Annotated in this window: 12 protein-coding genes; 9 read left to right on the top strand and 3 right to left on the bottom strand. The window is 71.2% G+C overall.

Going from position 1 to position 14,656, the window contains the following annotated elements; translation table 11 throughout:
• Positions 1-4: 4 nt before the first annotated feature.
• The 6 genes from smc (at position 5) to rpsP (ending at position 9,807) form a co-directional block, all read left to right on the top strand.
• A complete protein-coding gene (gene smc / locus B842_RS08530) occupies positions 5-3,442 on the top strand; it encodes a chromosome segregation protein SMC (RefSeq protein ID WP_040086139.1) in 3,438 nt (1,145 codons plus the stop codon).
• Between the two features lie 32 nt (positions 3,443-3,474).
• Positions 3,475-5,055 (top strand): signal recognition particle-docking protein FtsY, encoded by a 1,581-nt coding sequence (gene ftsY, locus B842_RS08525; RefSeq protein WP_040087485.1) that lies wholly within the window; start codon positions 3,475-3,477, stop codon positions 5,053-5,055.
• Positions 5,056-5,122: 67 nt separating this feature from the next.
• The gene (locus B842_RS08520; protein ID WP_040086138.1) at positions 5,123-5,461 is read left to right on the top strand and encodes a P-II family nitrogen regulator; all 339 of its coding nucleotides are present in this window, start codon (positions 5,123-5,125) and stop codon (positions 5,459-5,461) included.
• A complete protein-coding gene (locus tag B842_RS08515; RefSeq protein WP_052437831.1) occupies positions 5,445-7,445 on the top strand; it encodes a [protein-PII] uridylyltransferase in 2,001 nt (666 codons plus the stop codon). The genes B842_RS08520 and B842_RS08515 overlap by 17 nt, the downstream gene beginning before the upstream one ends.
• 42 nt (positions 7,446-7,487) lie before the next feature.
• Positions 7,488-9,107: a signal recognition particle protein gene (ffh, locus tag B842_RS08510; protein WP_040086134.1), complete on the top strand. Its 1,620-nt coding sequence runs from the start codon at positions 7,488-7,490 to the stop codon at positions 9,105-9,107.
• 169 nt (positions 9,108-9,276) lie between these two features.
• Positions 9,277-9,807, top strand: a complete 531-nt coding sequence (gene rpsP / locus B842_RS08505; protein ID WP_040086132.1) for a 30S ribosomal protein S16 — start codon at positions 9,277-9,279, stop codon at positions 9,805-9,807.
• Positions 9,808-9,857: 50 nt separating this feature from the next.
• Here rpsP and B842_RS08500 read toward each other — a convergent pair whose 3' ends face one another.
• Entirely contained in the window at positions 9,858-10,214 is a 357-nt protein-coding gene (locus B842_RS08500; RefSeq protein ID WP_040086130.1) for a cytidine deaminase, read from the bottom strand.
• Positions 10,215-10,237: 23 nt separating this feature from the next.
• Between B842_RS08500 and B842_RS08495 the strand changes: the two genes are divergently transcribed.
• Genes B842_RS08495 through B842_RS08485 form a run of 3 tightly spaced genes read left to right on the top strand, consistent with a single transcriptional unit; the run spans position 10,238 to position 13,573 of the window.
• Positions 10,238-11,497 (top strand): thymidine phosphorylase, encoded by a 1,260-nt coding sequence (locus tag B842_RS08495; RefSeq protein ID WP_052438000.1) that lies wholly within the window; start codon positions 10,238-10,240, stop codon positions 11,495-11,497.
• 10 nt (positions 11,498-11,507) lie between these two features.
• Positions 11,508-12,152: a deoxyribose-phosphate aldolase gene (gene deoC / locus B842_RS08490; protein ID WP_040086128.1), complete on the top strand. Its 645-nt coding sequence runs from the start codon at positions 11,508-11,510 to the stop codon at positions 12,150-12,152.
• On the top strand, positions 12,149-13,573 hold the full coding sequence (locus B842_RS08485) for a phospho-sugar mutase (RefSeq protein WP_040086126.1): 1,425 nt from the start codon (positions 12,149-12,151) through the stop codon (positions 13,571-13,573). The genes deoC and B842_RS08485 overlap by 4 nt, the downstream gene beginning before the upstream one ends.
• Here the strand turns inward: B842_RS08485 and deoD are convergent.
• Together deoD and B842_RS08475 are read right to left on the bottom strand one after the other, a co-directional pair.
• Positions 13,530-14,249 carry a purine-nucleoside phosphorylase gene (deoD, locus tag B842_RS08480; protein ID WP_040087483.1) on the bottom strand — a complete coding sequence of 240 codons (720 nt, stop codon included), beginning with the start codon at positions 14,247-14,249 and terminating at the stop codon, positions 13,530-13,532. The two genes, B842_RS08485 and deoD, sit on opposite strands and share 44 nt — an antisense overlap.
• Entirely contained in the window at positions 14,242-14,580 is a 339-nt protein-coding gene (locus B842_RS08475) for a cupin domain-containing protein (RefSeq protein WP_040087482.1), read from the bottom strand. The genes deoD and B842_RS08475 overlap by 8 nt, the downstream gene beginning before the upstream one ends.
• Positions 14,581-14,656 lie beyond the last annotated feature (76 nt).

Below are 14,656 nucleotides of genomic sequence, written 5' to 3'. Positions count from 1 at the left end.
CCGGGTGCACCTGAAATCGTTGACGCTCCGGGGATTCAAGTCCTTCGCGTCTGCGACGACCCTGAAATTCGAGCCCGGCATCTGTGCCGTCGTCGGTCCGAACGGGTCGGGCAAGTCCAACGTCGTCGACGCCCTGGCGTGGGTCATGGGTGAGCAGGGGGCGAAGACCCTGCGCGGCGGCAAGATGGAGGACGTCATCTTCGCGGGCGCCGGGGACCGCAAGCCCCTGGGTCGCGCGGAGGTGACGCTCACGATCGACAACTCCGACGGTGCCCTGCCGATCGACTACACCGAGGTGTCCATCACCCGCCGCATGTTCCGCGACGGCGCCAGCGAGTACGAGATCAACGGTTCGCGGGCTCGCCTCGTGGACATCCAGGAGCTGCTCTCCGATTCGGGTATCGGCCGGGAGATGCACGTCATCGTCGGGCAGGGACGGCTGTCGCAGATCCTGGAGTCCCGCCCGGAGGAGCGCCGCGCCTTCATCGAGGAGGCCGCTGGCGTGCTCAAGCACCGGCGCCGGAAGGAGAAGGCGCAGCGCAAGCTCGTCGGCATGCAGGCCAACCTGGACCGTCTGCAGGACCTCACGGATGAGCTCGGCAAGCAGCTCAAGCCGCTGGCCCGGCAGGCGGAGGCGGCGCGCCGGGCGCAGACCGTGCAGGCCACTCTCCGTGACGCCCGTCTCCGCCTCGCCGGCGACCGCCTGCACCGTCTGCAGCGGGAATTCGAGGACGCCGACCGCCGGGCCCGTCTCCTGGCCGAGGAGGTGGAGGAGGTCACCGAACTTCTCGAGGAGGCCAGCGGGGAGCAGCTGGAGATCGAGCGGGAGCTGGAGACCCTCGCCCCCGAGGCCGATGCCGCGCAGCAGCTCTGGTTCACCCTGTCGACGTTGGCGGAACGGGTCTCCGCGACCGCCCGCATCGCGGAGGAACGGGCCGCGAACGCGGACGTCGTCGCCTACACCGGCCCGGACCCGGAGGCCCTGGAGCGGCGGGCCGAACAGGCGGACGCCGAGCTGGCCGAACTCACCGAGGCCGTGGAGATCTCGGCGGAACGGCTGGAGTCCATCCGGGACGAGGTCCACACGCGGGAGGAGGCACGCCGGGAGGCGGAGGCCGAGCACATGGCGCAGGTCCGGGCGATCGCGGACCGTCGCGAAGGTGTCGTCCGTCTGCTCGCCGCGGAGGAGTCGCTCGCCGGTCAGGTCCGCGCGGCGGAGGAGGAGATCGCCCACCAGGCGGAGACCCTCGCCGGGACCCTGGAACGCACGACCACGGCCCAGCGGGAGGCCGAGGAGGTGGCGGAGCGGATCCGCGGGCTGCAGGGGGAGCGGGCCCCGCTGGAGGACGCCCACGTCCGGGCCGCCAGCGAGGCAGGGGCCGCCGACAAGCGCCTCGACCAGCTCCGCGACGAGCAGCGGCAGCGGGAGAGAGCCGTGTACTCGCTGCAGTCGCGCATCGACACGCTGCGCCAGAACGTGCCCGTCGCCGCCGTGGACCTCGACTGGCCGGGCCTGGCCGCGCTCATCCGCACCGAGCACGGCCGCGCGGTGTCCGCGGCGCTCGGCGCACACGCCGAGGGACTGGTGGGGGAGGTGGACGAGGGGGTCGTCGAGAAGCTCGCGGGGGCGTCGCGCACCGTGCTCATCGACGAGACCACCGACGGCGAGTCCTGGCGCCTGTCCGCGGACCTGCCCGCCGGCGTGACGTGGCTGCTCGACCACCTCGACGCCGACGCCCGCATCGCGCGGACCCTCAACCGCCTGCTCGCCGACGTCGCCCTCGCCCCCGACCTACCCACCGCGCGGGCCACCGTCGACGCCGACCCGCGTCTGCGGGCCGTCACCCCCGACGGCCTCCTGTGCGGGGAGGGGTGGCTGCAGGCCGGCCACGGCACCGTCTCCTCCGTGGAGGTCGGCACCCAGATCGCCGCCGCCGAGAAGGAGCTTCTCGACGCCCGCGCCCTCCTCGAGCAGCTCTCCGGCACCCTCGAGGGCGCGCGGATCGCCGCGGAGGAGGCGCGTGTCGACGCCGCCGCCCGCAAGGCCGCGCTGCGCGAGCACGACCAGGCCGTCACCGGCTGGGAACGCGATCTCGCCCGCCTGCAGCGGCAGTACGAGGCCAACCGGGCGGAACACCAGCGCGCCGCGGAACGGGCCACGGGTGCCGACGCCCGCCTCGCCGCCCTGCGCAACCAGCTCGCCGAGGCCCGCGACCGCCTCGCCCGCGTGGAGGACGCCGACGCCCCCGAGGAACCGTCCACCCTCGCCCGGGACGAGGCGAGCACCGCGCTCGCGCAGGTCAAGGCCATGGAGATGGAGGCCGTCCTCGCCCTGCGCACCGCCGAGGAACGCGCCGGGCAGGCCACCGGCAGGGGCGAGGCACTGCGCCGGCAGGCCGCCCACGAAAGGCAGGCGAAGGCCCGGCACGAGGAGATCATGCGGAAGCGGCGGGAGGCGGCGGAGCTCGCGGCCGTCGTGCAGCGGGGCGCCCTCGACCTGGCGGCGCGGGTGGCGGACGCGACAGAGAGGGCGGCGTCGGAACGCGATGAGCTGGCCCGGCAGCGCACCGAACTGAGCTCCCGCCTGGCGCGGTCCCGCGACCGGGTCAACGCCGCCCGCCAGCAGCTTGGACGTCTGACCGACAACGCCCACGCCGGCGACATCGCCCGTTCCCGGGCGCAGGTGCGCATCGACGAGGCGGAGGCCAAGATCGTCGAGCAGCTCGGCATCGCCGTCGCCGACCTCATGGCCGGGTACACCCCGGGCGAGGACTTCGACCGCGCGGCCGAGGAGACACGCCTCGCGCAGGCGGAGAAGGACCTGCGTTCGCTCGGCAAGGTCAACCCGCTCGCCCTCGAGGAGTTCAAGGCCCTCGAGGAACGTTACGAGTTCCTCTCCACGCAGCTCGACGACGTCATCCGGGCGCGCCGGGACCTCAGCGGCGTCATCGACGAGGTCGACGCCAAGATCCTGCAGCTGTTCACGGATGCGTGGGTGGACGTCGAGAAGCAGTTCCCGCTGGTGTTCCAGACGCTCTTCCCCGGCGGCGAGGGCCGCCTCCTCCTCACCGACCCCGACGACATGCTCACCACCGGCATCGAGGTCGAGGCCCGCCCGCCGGGCAAGAAGGTCCGCCGCCTGTCGCTGCTCTCGGGCGGCGAGAAGTCGCTGACCGCGCTGGCGATGCTCGTGGCGATCTTCAAGGCCCGCCCCAGCCCCTTCTACGTCATGGACGAGGTCGAGGCCGCGCTTGACGACGTCAACCTGCGCCGCCTCATCGCCCTGTTCGAGGATCTGCGGCAGGACTCACAGCTCATCGTCATCACGCACCAGAAGCCGACGATGGACGTCGCGAACGTGCTCTACGGAGTGACGATGCGGGGCGACGGCGTCACCCGGGTGATCAGCCAGCGGATGAGTCCGGCACAGCGCCCAGCGTGAATATTCACGCCCGGACTGACACTATGGAGGTCATGAACACGACCTACCTGATCATCGGCATCGCCGTCGTCGCGATTCTGCTGCTCATCCTGCTCGTCATCATCGGGCTCAACCGCAAGAAGGCCAAGACGGTCAGCTTCGAGAAGAAGGAGGAGGCCCCCAAGGAACTCACCCAGCAGGAGAAGTCCGGCAACTACCAGGCCACCGGAGGCTTCAACTTCGCCCCGGCCCAGGCCGACGAGCGTGAGCCGGAGCTCCTCGACAACCAGCGGCTCGCCGCCCCCGAGCCGGTCATCCCCGAGCCGGTGGAGGTAGCCGAGCCCCTCGAGCACGAGGAGGAGGCGCCGTTCTCCCTTGAGGGTGCCGCCGAGGCCACCGATTACGTCCCTGAAGAGCCGGTGGAGATCGAGGTGACCGAGCCGGTCGCCGAGAAGCTCGAGGAGATCGCCGAGGAGCCGGAGCCGCAGCCGGAGATCGACACCCCCGCCGAGGTCGAGGCAGAGGCGGAGGAGGAGCCGGAGATCCAGGAGGTCGTCGAGGAGCAGGAGCGCGCCGAGGAGGAAGCCGAGGAGGCCGCCGCCGCAGCTTCCGTCACCGCCGGAGCCGTCGAGGCCGCCCTCGAGCAGACCCCGGTCCCGACCACGGCCCCCGAGCCGGCCCCGGCCCCGGCCGAGGTCGAGGAGATCGCCCCGGCCGCCGGCCGCATCGGTCGTCTGCGTGGCCGTCTGGCCCGTTCCCAGAACGTCATCGGCCAGGGCGTGCTGGGCATCCTCAGCGCCGGTGACCTGGACGAGGACGCCTGGGAGGAGATCGAGGACACCCTCCTCATGGCCGACCTGGGCACCACCGTCACCATGAACGTCGTAGACTCCCTGCGTGAGAAGATCGCCGAGCACGGTGTCTCCAGCGAGGCCGAGGCCCGCGCCATGTTGCGTGAGACCCTCATCGAGGCGTGCCACCCGGAGATGGACCGTTCCATCAAGGCGATGCCGTACCAGGGCAAGCCGGCCGTGATCCTCATCGTCGGCGTCAACGGCACCGGCAAGACCACCACCACCGGCAAGCTGGCCCGCGTCCTCGTGTCCATGGGCCACAAGGTGCTGCTGGGTGCGGCGGACACGTTCCGTGCGGCCGCCGCCGACCAGCTGGAGACCTGGGGCCGTCGCGTCGGCGCCACCACCGTCCGGGGCGCCGAGGGCGCGGACCCGGCGTCCGTGGCCTTCGACGCCGTCGCCAGGGGCGTCGAGGAGCAGGCGGACGTCGTGCTCGTCGACACCGCCGGCCGTCTGCACACCGCGACCGGTCTGATGGACCAGCTGGGCAAGGTGAAGCGTGTCGTCGAGAAGAAGGCCGTGGTGGACGAGGTCCTCCTGGTGCTCGACGCCACCGTCGGCCAGAACGGCCTGACCCAGGCGCGTGTGTTCCGTGACGTCGTGGACATCACCGGCGTGGCGCTGACCAAGCTGGACGGCACCGCCAAGGGCGGCATCGTCTTCCAGGTGCAGGAGGAGCTGGGCGTGCCGGTCAAGCTCGTCGGCCTGGGTGAGGGTGCGGATGATCTCGCCCCCTTCGAGGTCGAGGGCTTCGTGGACGCGCTGCTCGGCGGCAAGTAGACGTCGGGAAGTGAGGAAGGGGCCCACGGGCCCCTTTTTTGCTGCCCGGTGACCTAGAATCTGGGCCATGAAACTCGTCACCGCCGTGATCAAGCCCTTCACCCTCTCCGACATCCGGGACGCGCTCGAGGCGCTCGACGTCGGCGGACTCACCGTCACCGAGGTGCAGGGCTACGGCCGCCAGCGGGGACACAGTGAGGTGTACCGGGGTGCGGAGTACGCCACCGACTTCGTGCCGAAGGTCAAGATCGAGGCACTGGTGACCGACGCGCAGGTCGATGACGTCATCGACGCGATCACCCGTGCGGCGTACACCGGCAAGATGGGTGACGGCAAGGTGTGGGTCAGCTCCGTGGAGCGTGTGGTCCGGGTGCGCACCGGCGAACACGATGAAGCTGCTCTCTGACCTGCCCGTCCCACCCGGGTGCGCCCTCGTGGCCACCGGGTCGTTGGCCCGGCGGGAGATGGCGCCGCACTCGGATATCGATCTGCTGCTGCTGCACCCGGAGGGGGTGGAGCCGGACGTCGAGAAGCTGTGGTACCCCCTGTGGGACAGCGGGTGGCGCATCGACCATGCCGTGCGCACGCCCGCGGAGTGCGCGGGGATGATGAACGCGGACTCCACCGCGGCGCTGGCGATGCTGGAGATGCGGCACCTCGCGGGGGACGCGGAGCTCACCGCCCGGACCCGGGAGCTGGTGCTGCGCGAGTGGCGGGTCGAGATCCACCGCAACTTCGACGCGCTCGTCGACGCGGCGATCGCGCGGTGGCGGCTGTCGGGGTCGGTGGTGACCATGACGCACCCGGACCTGAAGAACGGCCGCGGGGGCCTGCGTGACCTGGATCTGCTCCGGGCGCTGGCGTTGGCGCAGCTCTGCGACGTGCCGGCGCTCGCCGCCGAGAGGCAGCTGCTTCTCGACGTCCGCGCGCTCCTCCACACCCACGCCCGCCGTCGGCGCGACGTCCTCGACCCGGAGTTCGCCACCGACATCGCCGCCGACCTCGGCATGGCGGACCGGCATGAGCTCTCCGGGGAGGTGGCCGCCGCCGCCCGGCGTATCGACGCCGCCGTCACCGCCGCGCTGGCCGCCTCCCGGGCGGCGCTGGGGTCCCGGGTGCGCCGCGTGCGCCGCCCCCTCGACGTCGACGTCGTCGCCGCCGGTTCCGAGATCACCCTGTCGCGCCGCCCCAACTTCAGCGATCCCGCCCTGGTGCTGCGCGTCGCGGCGGCCAGCGCGCGGACGGGGCTGCCCGTCACCACGCACACGTGGCTCCGGCTGCGGGAGCTGCCCGACATGCCCGCGGTGTTCCCGGCGGCCGCGGCGGAGGACTTCTTCGAGCTGCTCGCGCACCCGGAGGTGGTCAACGAGCTCGACCGGCACGGACTGTGGACCCGGCTGGTGCCGGAGTGGGAGCACGTCCGGGGACGCATGCCGCGGGAGCGGACCCACATCCACACCATCGACCAGCACAGCCTGGAGACGGTCGCCCTCTGCGCGGCGGTGGGCGTCTCGGTGGCGCGCCCCGACCTGCTGTTCCTCGCGGCGCTGTTCCATGACATCGGCAAGGGGTACGGGCAGCCCCACGAGCAGGTCGGCGCGGAGTTCGTCGCCCGCATGGCCGCCCGCCTCGGCCTCAACCTGCCGGACCGCTCGCGGGTGCAGACGCTCGTCGCCGAGCACACCACCATCGCCCGCCTCGCCGCGCGCCACGACCCCACGTCCGACGACACCCGGGACCTGCTTCTCGACGCCGTCCACTACGACCGCGACACCCTCGACCTCCTCGAGGTGCTCACCGAGGCCGACGCCCGCGCCACCGGGCCCGGCGTGTGGAACGCCCGCCTGGAGTCCGGCCTGCGCACACTCGTCGGCCGGGCACGCCGCGCCCTGGTGCCCGCGACGCCGCTGCGTCCGCACGTCCACGCGCCGGAGCAGCTGACCCTGCGACGTGACGGCGACGTCGTCACCATCGCCGCCCGCGGGCACGACCCGCGTGGCATCCTCGCCCTGCTCGTGGCGAAGGCGTGGAAGCTCAGCGCCGTGCGGATCGTGGGGGAGCACGCGGAGTACGACGCGCGCCCGACCGTCGAGAAGCTCGACGACCTCGACACCGGCGCCTTCATCCAGGCACACAAGTCCGGCGTGCACACCGCGGTGCCCGTCCCGCCGCCCGCGCCGACGTGGCTGTCGTGGCACGGGCAGGTCCTGGAGGTGCGCACCGGGGTGCGGGTCGGGGCGCTGGCCGCGCTGCTGGGCGTCCTGCCGGAGTTCGAGTGGCTCTCGCTCACCACCCCGGGCGCCACGATGATCGTCCACGTGTCCCTCCCGGGAGTCGTCGACCGCCGTAAGGTGGACAGGGATGTGACCCGCGTGCTGGGGAACGGTTAGCATGGGGGAGTTCATGTGTCGACCGCGTAGGAGAGTGTCCCTGTGTTCGAATCTCTTTCAGACCGCCTGACCGGTGCCCTCACCGGGCTCCGCGGCAAGGGCAAACTGACCGAGGCGGACATCAACGCCACCGCCCGCGAGATCCGCCTCGCGCTGCTGGAGGCGGATGTCTCCCTGCCCGTCGTCCGCGGATTCATCAAGCGGATCAAGGAGCGCGCCGCAGGCGCCGAGGTCTCCGAGGCGCTCAACCCTGCGCAGCAGGTGGTCAAGATCGTCAACGAGGAGCTCGTCGAGATCCTCGGCGGCGAGACCCGCCGCATGACCCTGGCCAAGACCCCGCCGACGGTCATCATGCTCGCCGGCCTCCAGGGCGCCGGTAAGACCACCCTCGCCGGAAAGTTGGCGAAGCACCTGGCACGTCAGGGCCACACCCCGATGCTCGTGGCCTGTGACCTGCAGCGACCGGGCGCGGTCCAGCAGCTGCAGATCGTCGGTGAGCGCGCCGGCGTGCCCACCTTCGCCCCCGACCCGGGCACCTCCATCGACTCCCACGACCACGACATGGGCACCTCCCACGGTGACCCGGTGGACGTCGCCAAGCGGGGCATCGAGGAGGCCCGTCGCCTCCAGCACGACATCGTCATCGTCGATACCGCGGGTCGCCTCGGCATCGACGAGACGCTGATGACCCAGGCGCGCAACATCCGCGACGCCGTCAACCCCGACGAGGTCCTCTTCGTCATCGACGCCATGATCGGCCAGGACGCGGTCAACACCGCCCAGGCCTTCCGCGACGGCGTCGACTTCACCGGTGTCGTGCTCACCAAGCTCGACGGCGACGCCCGCGGTGGTGCCGCCCTGTCGATCCGTGAGGTCACCGGCAAGCCGATCATGTTCGCCTCCACCGGTGAGAAGCTCGAGGACTTCGACGTCTTCCACCCGGAGCGCATGGCCAGCCGGATCCTCGGCATGGGAGACATCCTCAGCCTCATCGAGCAGGCCGAGCAGGTCCTCGACCAGAAGAAGGCCGAGGAGACCGCCGCCAAGCTGGGCACCGGTGAGCTCACCCTCGAGGACTTCCTCGACCAGATGCTCATGATCCGCCGCATGGGTCCGCTGGGCAACATCCTCAAGATGCTGCCCGGTGGCAAGCAGATGAACCAGATGGCCGACATGGTGGACGAGAAGCAGCTCGACCGCATCCAGGCCATCATCCGCGGCATGACCCCCGCCGAGCGGGAGGACCCGAAGATCCTCAACGCCTCCCGACGCAAGCGCATCGCCGCCGGCTCCGGCGTCACCGTCTCCGACGTCAACCAGCTCGTCGAGCGCTTCTTCGAGGCGAAGAAGATGATGGGCAAGATGGCCGGCCAGTTCGGCATGCCGGGTGGCGGCATGAACCGTTCCGCCACCAAGAAGCGCCCCAAGGGCCGCAAGGGCAAGGGCGGGAAGCGTCGTCCGATGCGTCAGCCGCAGATGCCGGGCATGGGCGGCGGCATGCCGGGGATGCCCGACATGGCGCAGCTCCAGCAGCTGCAGAAGCAGATGGAGGCCGGCGGTGGCATGCCGGGCATGCCGAACATCCCGGGAATGCCGAAGATGCCGAAGGGCATGGAGGGCATCGACCTGGACAACCTCGACTTCGGTCAGGGCCGGAAGTAGCGATTTCATCCTCGTGCGGTGACCCGGTATAGTTTTCCGGGTTACTGCGTAACACCGCCCCCGACCACGGTCGACCGGTCAGTCACACGCAGTGAAATCCAAGGGTTGAACCGGCCCGCCGACAGGAGGCGGGTGTCTGAACTGCCCAGTGACTCACGAGGAGCCCCACATGGCTGTCAAGATCAAGCTGCAGCGTATCGGTAAGATCCGCACCCCGCACTACCGCGTCGTCATCGCCGACGCCCGCACCCGCCGTGACGGCAAGGTCATCGAGAACATCGGCATCTACGAGCCGAAGCAGGAGCCGTCCGTCATCAAGATCGACTCCGAGCGCGCACAGTACTGGCTGTCCGTCGGCGCCCAGCCGACCGAGCCGGTCATGGCTCTGCTGAAGGTCACCGGCGACTGGCAGAAGTTCAAGGGCCTGGAGGGCGCCGAGGGCACCCTCAAGGTCGCCGAGGAGAAGCCGTCCAAGCTGGACCTGTTCAACCAGGCTCTGGCCGAGGCCAACGAGGGCCCGACCGCTGAGGCCATCACCGAGAAGAAGCGCAAGGCCAAGGAGGAGGCCGAGGCCAAGGCTGCTGCTGAGAAGGAGGCCGCCGAGAAGGCTGCCGCCGAGGAGGCCGCCAAGGCTGAGGCAGAGGCCGAGGCCGCCGAGGAGGCTCCGGCTGAGGAGTCCTCCGAGGAGTCCGCTGAGTAAGCCACTCCGAGATCAACCCCGTTCACCGTCGGTGAGCGGGGTTTGTCGATTCACAGCCTGAAGGCGTGCGGCAGCAGGTCCGCGAAATCCACCTCGTGGTCGTCGACAAGCACGCGGCGGCAGCCGAACTCGTGGAGCACCTGGCGGCAGGAGCCGCAGGGCCAGCACGGGCCGTCGGGGCCGCTGACCGCCACGGCCTCGATGTCACGGAAGCCGGCGGCGACCATCGCCATGACGGCGCCGCGTTCGGCGCAGATGGTCTCCCCGTAGGCGGCGTTCTCGACGTTGCAGCCGGTGAAGACCTCCCCCGTGGTGGTGAGCACGGCGGCTCCGACGGGGTGGTTGCTGTACGGGGCGTAGGCGTGGGCGGCGGCGCGGCGGGCCTGGTCCAGCAGGTCGAGAAGCATGTCATCTCCTTAGGATGGGCGCCATGGACATGATCGACATTATCCGCACCAAGCGTGACGGTGCCGCCCTGAGCACCGCCCAGATCGACTGGGTCATCGACGCCTACACGCACGACCGGGTGGGCGAGGAGCAGATGGCGGCGCTGGCGATGGCGGTCTTCCTCCGCGGGATGGAACGGCGGGAGATCGTCGACTGGACGAACGCGATGATCGACTCGGGCAGCCGGATGGGGTGGACGCTGGGAAAGGGGACGGTGGACAAGCACTCGACCGGTGGGGTGGGCGACAAGATCACGCTGCCGCTCGGACCCCTGGTCGCGGCGCACGGGGTCGCGGTGCCGCAGCTCTCCGGCCGCGGGCTGGGGCACACGGGTGGGACGCTGGACAAGCTGGAGGCCGTCCCCGGGTGGCGGGCGGACCTGTCGACGCCCGAGATGCAGGACATCCTGCGCGGTCCGGGGGCGTTCGTCGCGGCGGCGGGTGCCGATCTCGCGCCCGCGGACCGTAAGCTCTACGCCCTGCGCGACGTCACCGGCACGGTCGACTCGATCCCGCTGATCGCCAGCTCGATCATGAGCAAGAAGATCGCCGAGGGCACCGACGCCCTCGTCCTCGACGTCAAGGTGGGGTCCGGGGCGTTCATGAGGGAGCTTGCCGACGCCCGCGAGCTCGCCCGCACCATGGTCGAGCTGGGGGAGGACGCGGGAGTGCGCAGCTGCGCACTCCTCACCGACATGTCGACGCCGCTGGGACGCACCGTGGGCAACGCCCTGGAGGTGCGCGAGGCCGTGGAGGTGCTCGCCGGTGGGGGACCGGCGGACGTCGTGGAACTGACGCTGGCGTTGGCCCGGGAGATGCTCACCCTCGCCGGGGTCGACGCCGACCCCGCCGACGCTCTGCGGGACGGCCGCGCGATGGACACGTGGCGGGCGATGGTCACCGCGCAGGGCGGCGACCCGGACGCCCCGCTGCCACAGGCCCGGCACACACGTGACGTGCTGGCCGAACGGGACGGCTACGTCACGGGCCTCGACGCACTCGAGGTCGGCACCGCCAGCTGGCGGCTCGGCGCGGGACGCTCCCGGAAGGAGGACCCGGTGCAGGCGGGGGCGGGCATTGAGATCCACGCGCCGCTGGGCGCCCGGGTCACCCGCGGGCAGCGGCTGCTCACGCTCCACACCGACACCCCGGAGCGATTCGACCGCGCCCTGGAGGTGCTGGCGCCGGTCATCGGGGACACCCCGCCCACCCCGCGCACGCTCATCCACGGGAAGATCGACTAGAACTGGAGGTATGAAGCGCAGCGAACTGGCCCAGTACATCGACCACACCCTCCTGAAGCCGGAGGCGACGGCCGCCGACGTCGAGTGGCTCGTCGAGGAGGCTGTCGACCTCGGCGTCTACTCGGTGTGTGTCTCCCCCTCGCGCCTGCCCGTGTACACCCCGGGCAACCTCCGGGTGGCCACCGTGTGTGGTTTCCCCTCCGGCGCGCACCACAGCAACATTAAGGCGGCCGAGGCCTCCCTGGCGGTGAGCACCGGCGCGGACGAGGTGGACATGGTGATCAACCTCGCCTTCGCCATGGAGCACGAGTTCGAGGCGGTGGAGTCCGAGATCCGCGCAGTGCGCGATGCCATCCCCAACCGGGTGCTCAAGGTCATCCTCGAGACGGCGGCGCTCTCCGACTTCCAGATCGTCCAGTGCTGCATCGCGGCGGAACGGGCGGGCGCGGACTTCGTGAAGACCTCCACCGGGTTCCACCCCGCCGGCGGCGCGACCGTCCGGGCCGTGGAGATCATGCACGACACCGTCGGCGGCTTCCTCGGCATCAAGGCCTCGGGAGGCATCCGTGACACCGAGACCGCCCTGGCCATGATCGAGGCCGGTGCCACCCGCCTGGGCTGCTCCGCCTCCGCCGCGGTTCTCGACGGCCTGTGACCCCCGAGGAGTGGGCCGCGCACGACCCCGACCCGGTGACCCGCGCGGAGGTGCGCGGCTGGCTGGCGTCAGGTGACCCGCTGCTGGCGGAGCGTTTCGACGGGCCCCTGACCTTCGGCACCGCCGGACTGCGTGGGCCGGTCGGGGCGGGGGAGACCGCGATGAACGTCGCGACCGTCACCCGCACCACCGCCGGACTGGCCGCCTGGCTGGGGCCGGGCACGCGCGTGGTCGTGGGCTGCGACGCCCGCCACGGCTCCGCCGATTTCCGGGCGGCCTGCGCGGAGGTGCTGTCCGCCGCGGGCATCGAGGTATTGGCCCTGCCCCCGCAGCTGCCCACCCCGGTGACGGCGTTCGCGGTGCGCCACCTGGGTGCGGACGCCGGCGTCATGATCACCGCCTCCCACAACCCGGCCACCGACAACGGCTACAAGGTCTATGACGCCACCGGCTCGCAGATCATCCCGCCCACCGACGCGGAGATAGCCGCCGCCATCGCCGCCGCGCCCTGGGCCGACGAGGTGCCCCGGTCCCGGGGGAACATCACCCCGGTCGACGTCCGCGAGGAGTATCTCGCCCGTGCGGTCTCGCTCATCGACGCCCCCTCGTCCCAGCCGCGGATCGTCACCACGGCGATGCACGGCGTCGGCGGGGCGGTGCTGGCGGAGGCGCTGCAGCGCGCCGGCTTCACCGACGTCCACCCGGTGCCGGAGCAGGAGCAGCCCGACCCGGACTTCCCGACCGTCGCCTTCCCCAACCCGGAGGAGGAGGGGGCCCTCGACCTGGCGTTCGCCCGTGCCGCAGAGGTCGGCGCGGACCTCATCCTGGCGCTCGACCCGGACGCCGACCGCTGCGCCGTCGCCGTCCCGGGTCGGCAGTTCACCGGCGACGAGGTCGGGGCGCTGCTCGGCTGGGACGTGGCCTCCCGCGCCACCGGCGGGGTCCTGGCCTGCTCGAACGTGTCCTCCCGGCTGCTGCGCCGGATCGCCGCGCACCACGGGCTCGGCTTCGCGGAGACCCCCACGGGCTTCAAGTGGATCTCCCGCGTCCCGGACCTCATCTACGGCTACGAGGAGGCCCTCGGCTACTGCGTCGACCCGCAGGCGGTGGGGGACAAGGACGGTGTCACGGCGTGCCTGCGGGTGGCCGAGCTGGCGTCGAGAAGCTCCCTGACGGCCCTGCTCGATGAGCTCGGTGAGCTCTTCGGGTACCACCTGACCACGCAGGTGGCGGTGCGGGTGACCAGGCCGAGCGGGGACATGCAGGTCCGGGAGATCGGACCGGACCGCATCATCGTGCGCCCCTCGGGCACGGAACCGAAGATCAAGTACTACTTCGAGGCCGTCGCGCCCACCCGCGCCGAGGCGCAGCAGCGTCTCACAGCGCTGACAGCGGAAGCGCCAGCTCCATCATCCGGGTGAACGCGGTCTCCCGTTCGGAGGCCGAGGTCGCCCGGCCCGTGACGATGTTGTCGGACACGGTGAACAGGCCCAGGGCCTCCACCCCGGCGGCCGCGGCGACGGCGTAGAGGCCGGCGGACTCCATCTCCACGCCGAGGACCCCCATCGACGCCCAGCGGGAGATCGCGGTGTCGTCGGCGTTGTAGAAGATGTCGGAGGACAGGATGTTGCCCACGTGCACGTCCACGCCCTGGCTCTCGGCCTCGTCGGTGACCGCCTTGAGCAGTTTCCACGACGCGAGCGGCGCGAAGGTGCCCGGCAGGTTGAACTGGGCGAGGAAACGGGAGTCGGTGCACGCGCCCTGGGCGACGATGATCTCGTAGAGGTCCAGATCCGGCTGCATCGCCCCGCAGGAGCCGACGCGGATGAGCCGCTGCGCCCCGTAGACGTGGATGAGCTCGTGCGCGTAGATGGAGATCGAGGGGATGCCCATCCCGGAGCCCATCACCGACACCTCCTGCCCCTTCCACGTGCCGGTGAAGCCGAGCATGTTGCGCACGGCGTTGAACTGGACGACGTCGTCCAGGTAGGTCTCCGCGATGAACCGCGCACGCAGCGGGTCACCCGGCATGAGCACGGTCTGCGCGATGGGCGCGCCACCCGGGTTGATGTGCGGGGTGTCGGGCAGCTCACTCATGGCGTTCACCGGTCAGCATGCTCAGAAGGAGCACGTTGCGTTCCGGGGCGTCCGCCGGGCAGTCGACGCGGTGGGTGATCTGCGCGCGCAGATGCACCACCACGCCCGGCGCCAGGCGCACCGTCTCCCCGCCGCACGTGAAGTCGAGGACGCCCTCGAGGCACTGCACGGTGATGGGGTGCGCGGAACGGTGGTCGGGCAGTTCCTGGCCCGGCGCGAAGGTGAAGGCGATGAGGTTGGCCCCGTCGCCCTGCAGCAGGCGCTGCACCGCCGGGCGGGGACGGGAGGGGTCGGGGGTGGGCGCGGCGTCGGCGAGTGCGAGGACGGTCATCGCGTCGGAGTCACGGGTGGCGGCGTCACCGAAGGTGTCGGGTGAGTTCACGGGGACAGAGTGGTCGGTCATGGCT

It is taken from the genome of Corynebacterium humireducens NBRC 106098 = DSM 45392, from assembly GCF_000819445.1.
Taxonomy (GTDB): Bacteria; Actinomycetota; Actinomycetes; order Mycobacteriales; family Mycobacteriaceae; genus Corynebacterium; species Corynebacterium humireducens.
Note: the sequence above shows the minus strand (reverse complement) of the source record. Positions and strands in the feature narration are given on the sequence as shown.

Excerpts from the sequence above, each read along its gene's own strand:
- ftsY (WP_040087485.1), top strand. The coding sequence starts at position 3,475 with ATGAACACGACCTACCTGATCATCGGCATCGCCGTCGTCGCGATTCTG.
- B842_RS08520 (WP_040086138.1), top strand. The coding sequence starts at position 5,123 with ATGAAACTCGTCACCGCCGTGATCAAGCCCTTCACCCTCTCCGACATC.
- B842_RS08515 (WP_052437831.1), top strand. The coding sequence starts at position 5,445 with ATGAAGCTGCTCTCTGACCTGCCCGTCCCACCCGGGTGCGCCCTCGTG.
- rpsP (WP_040086132.1), top strand. The coding sequence starts at position 9,277 with ATGGCTGTCAAGATCAAGCTGCAGCGTATCGGTAAGATCCGCACCCCG.
- B842_RS08500 (WP_040086130.1), bottom strand. The coding sequence starts at position 10,214 with ATGCTTCTCGACCTGCTGGACCAGGCCCGCCGCGCCGCCGCCCACGCC.
- B842_RS08495 (WP_052438000.1), top strand. The coding sequence starts at position 10,238 with ATGGACATGATCGACATTATCCGCACCAAGCGTGACGGTGCCGCCCTG.
- deoC (WP_040086128.1), top strand. The coding sequence starts at position 11,508 with ATGAAGCGCAGCGAACTGGCCCAGTACATCGACCACACCCTCCTGAAG.
- deoD (WP_040087483.1), bottom strand. The coding sequence starts at position 14,249 with ATGAGTGAGCTGCCCGACACCCCGCACATCAACCCGGGTGGCGCGCCC.
- B842_RS08475 (WP_040087482.1), bottom strand. The coding sequence starts at position 14,580 with ATGACCGTCCTCGCACTCGCCGACGCCGCGCCCACCCCCGACCCCTCC.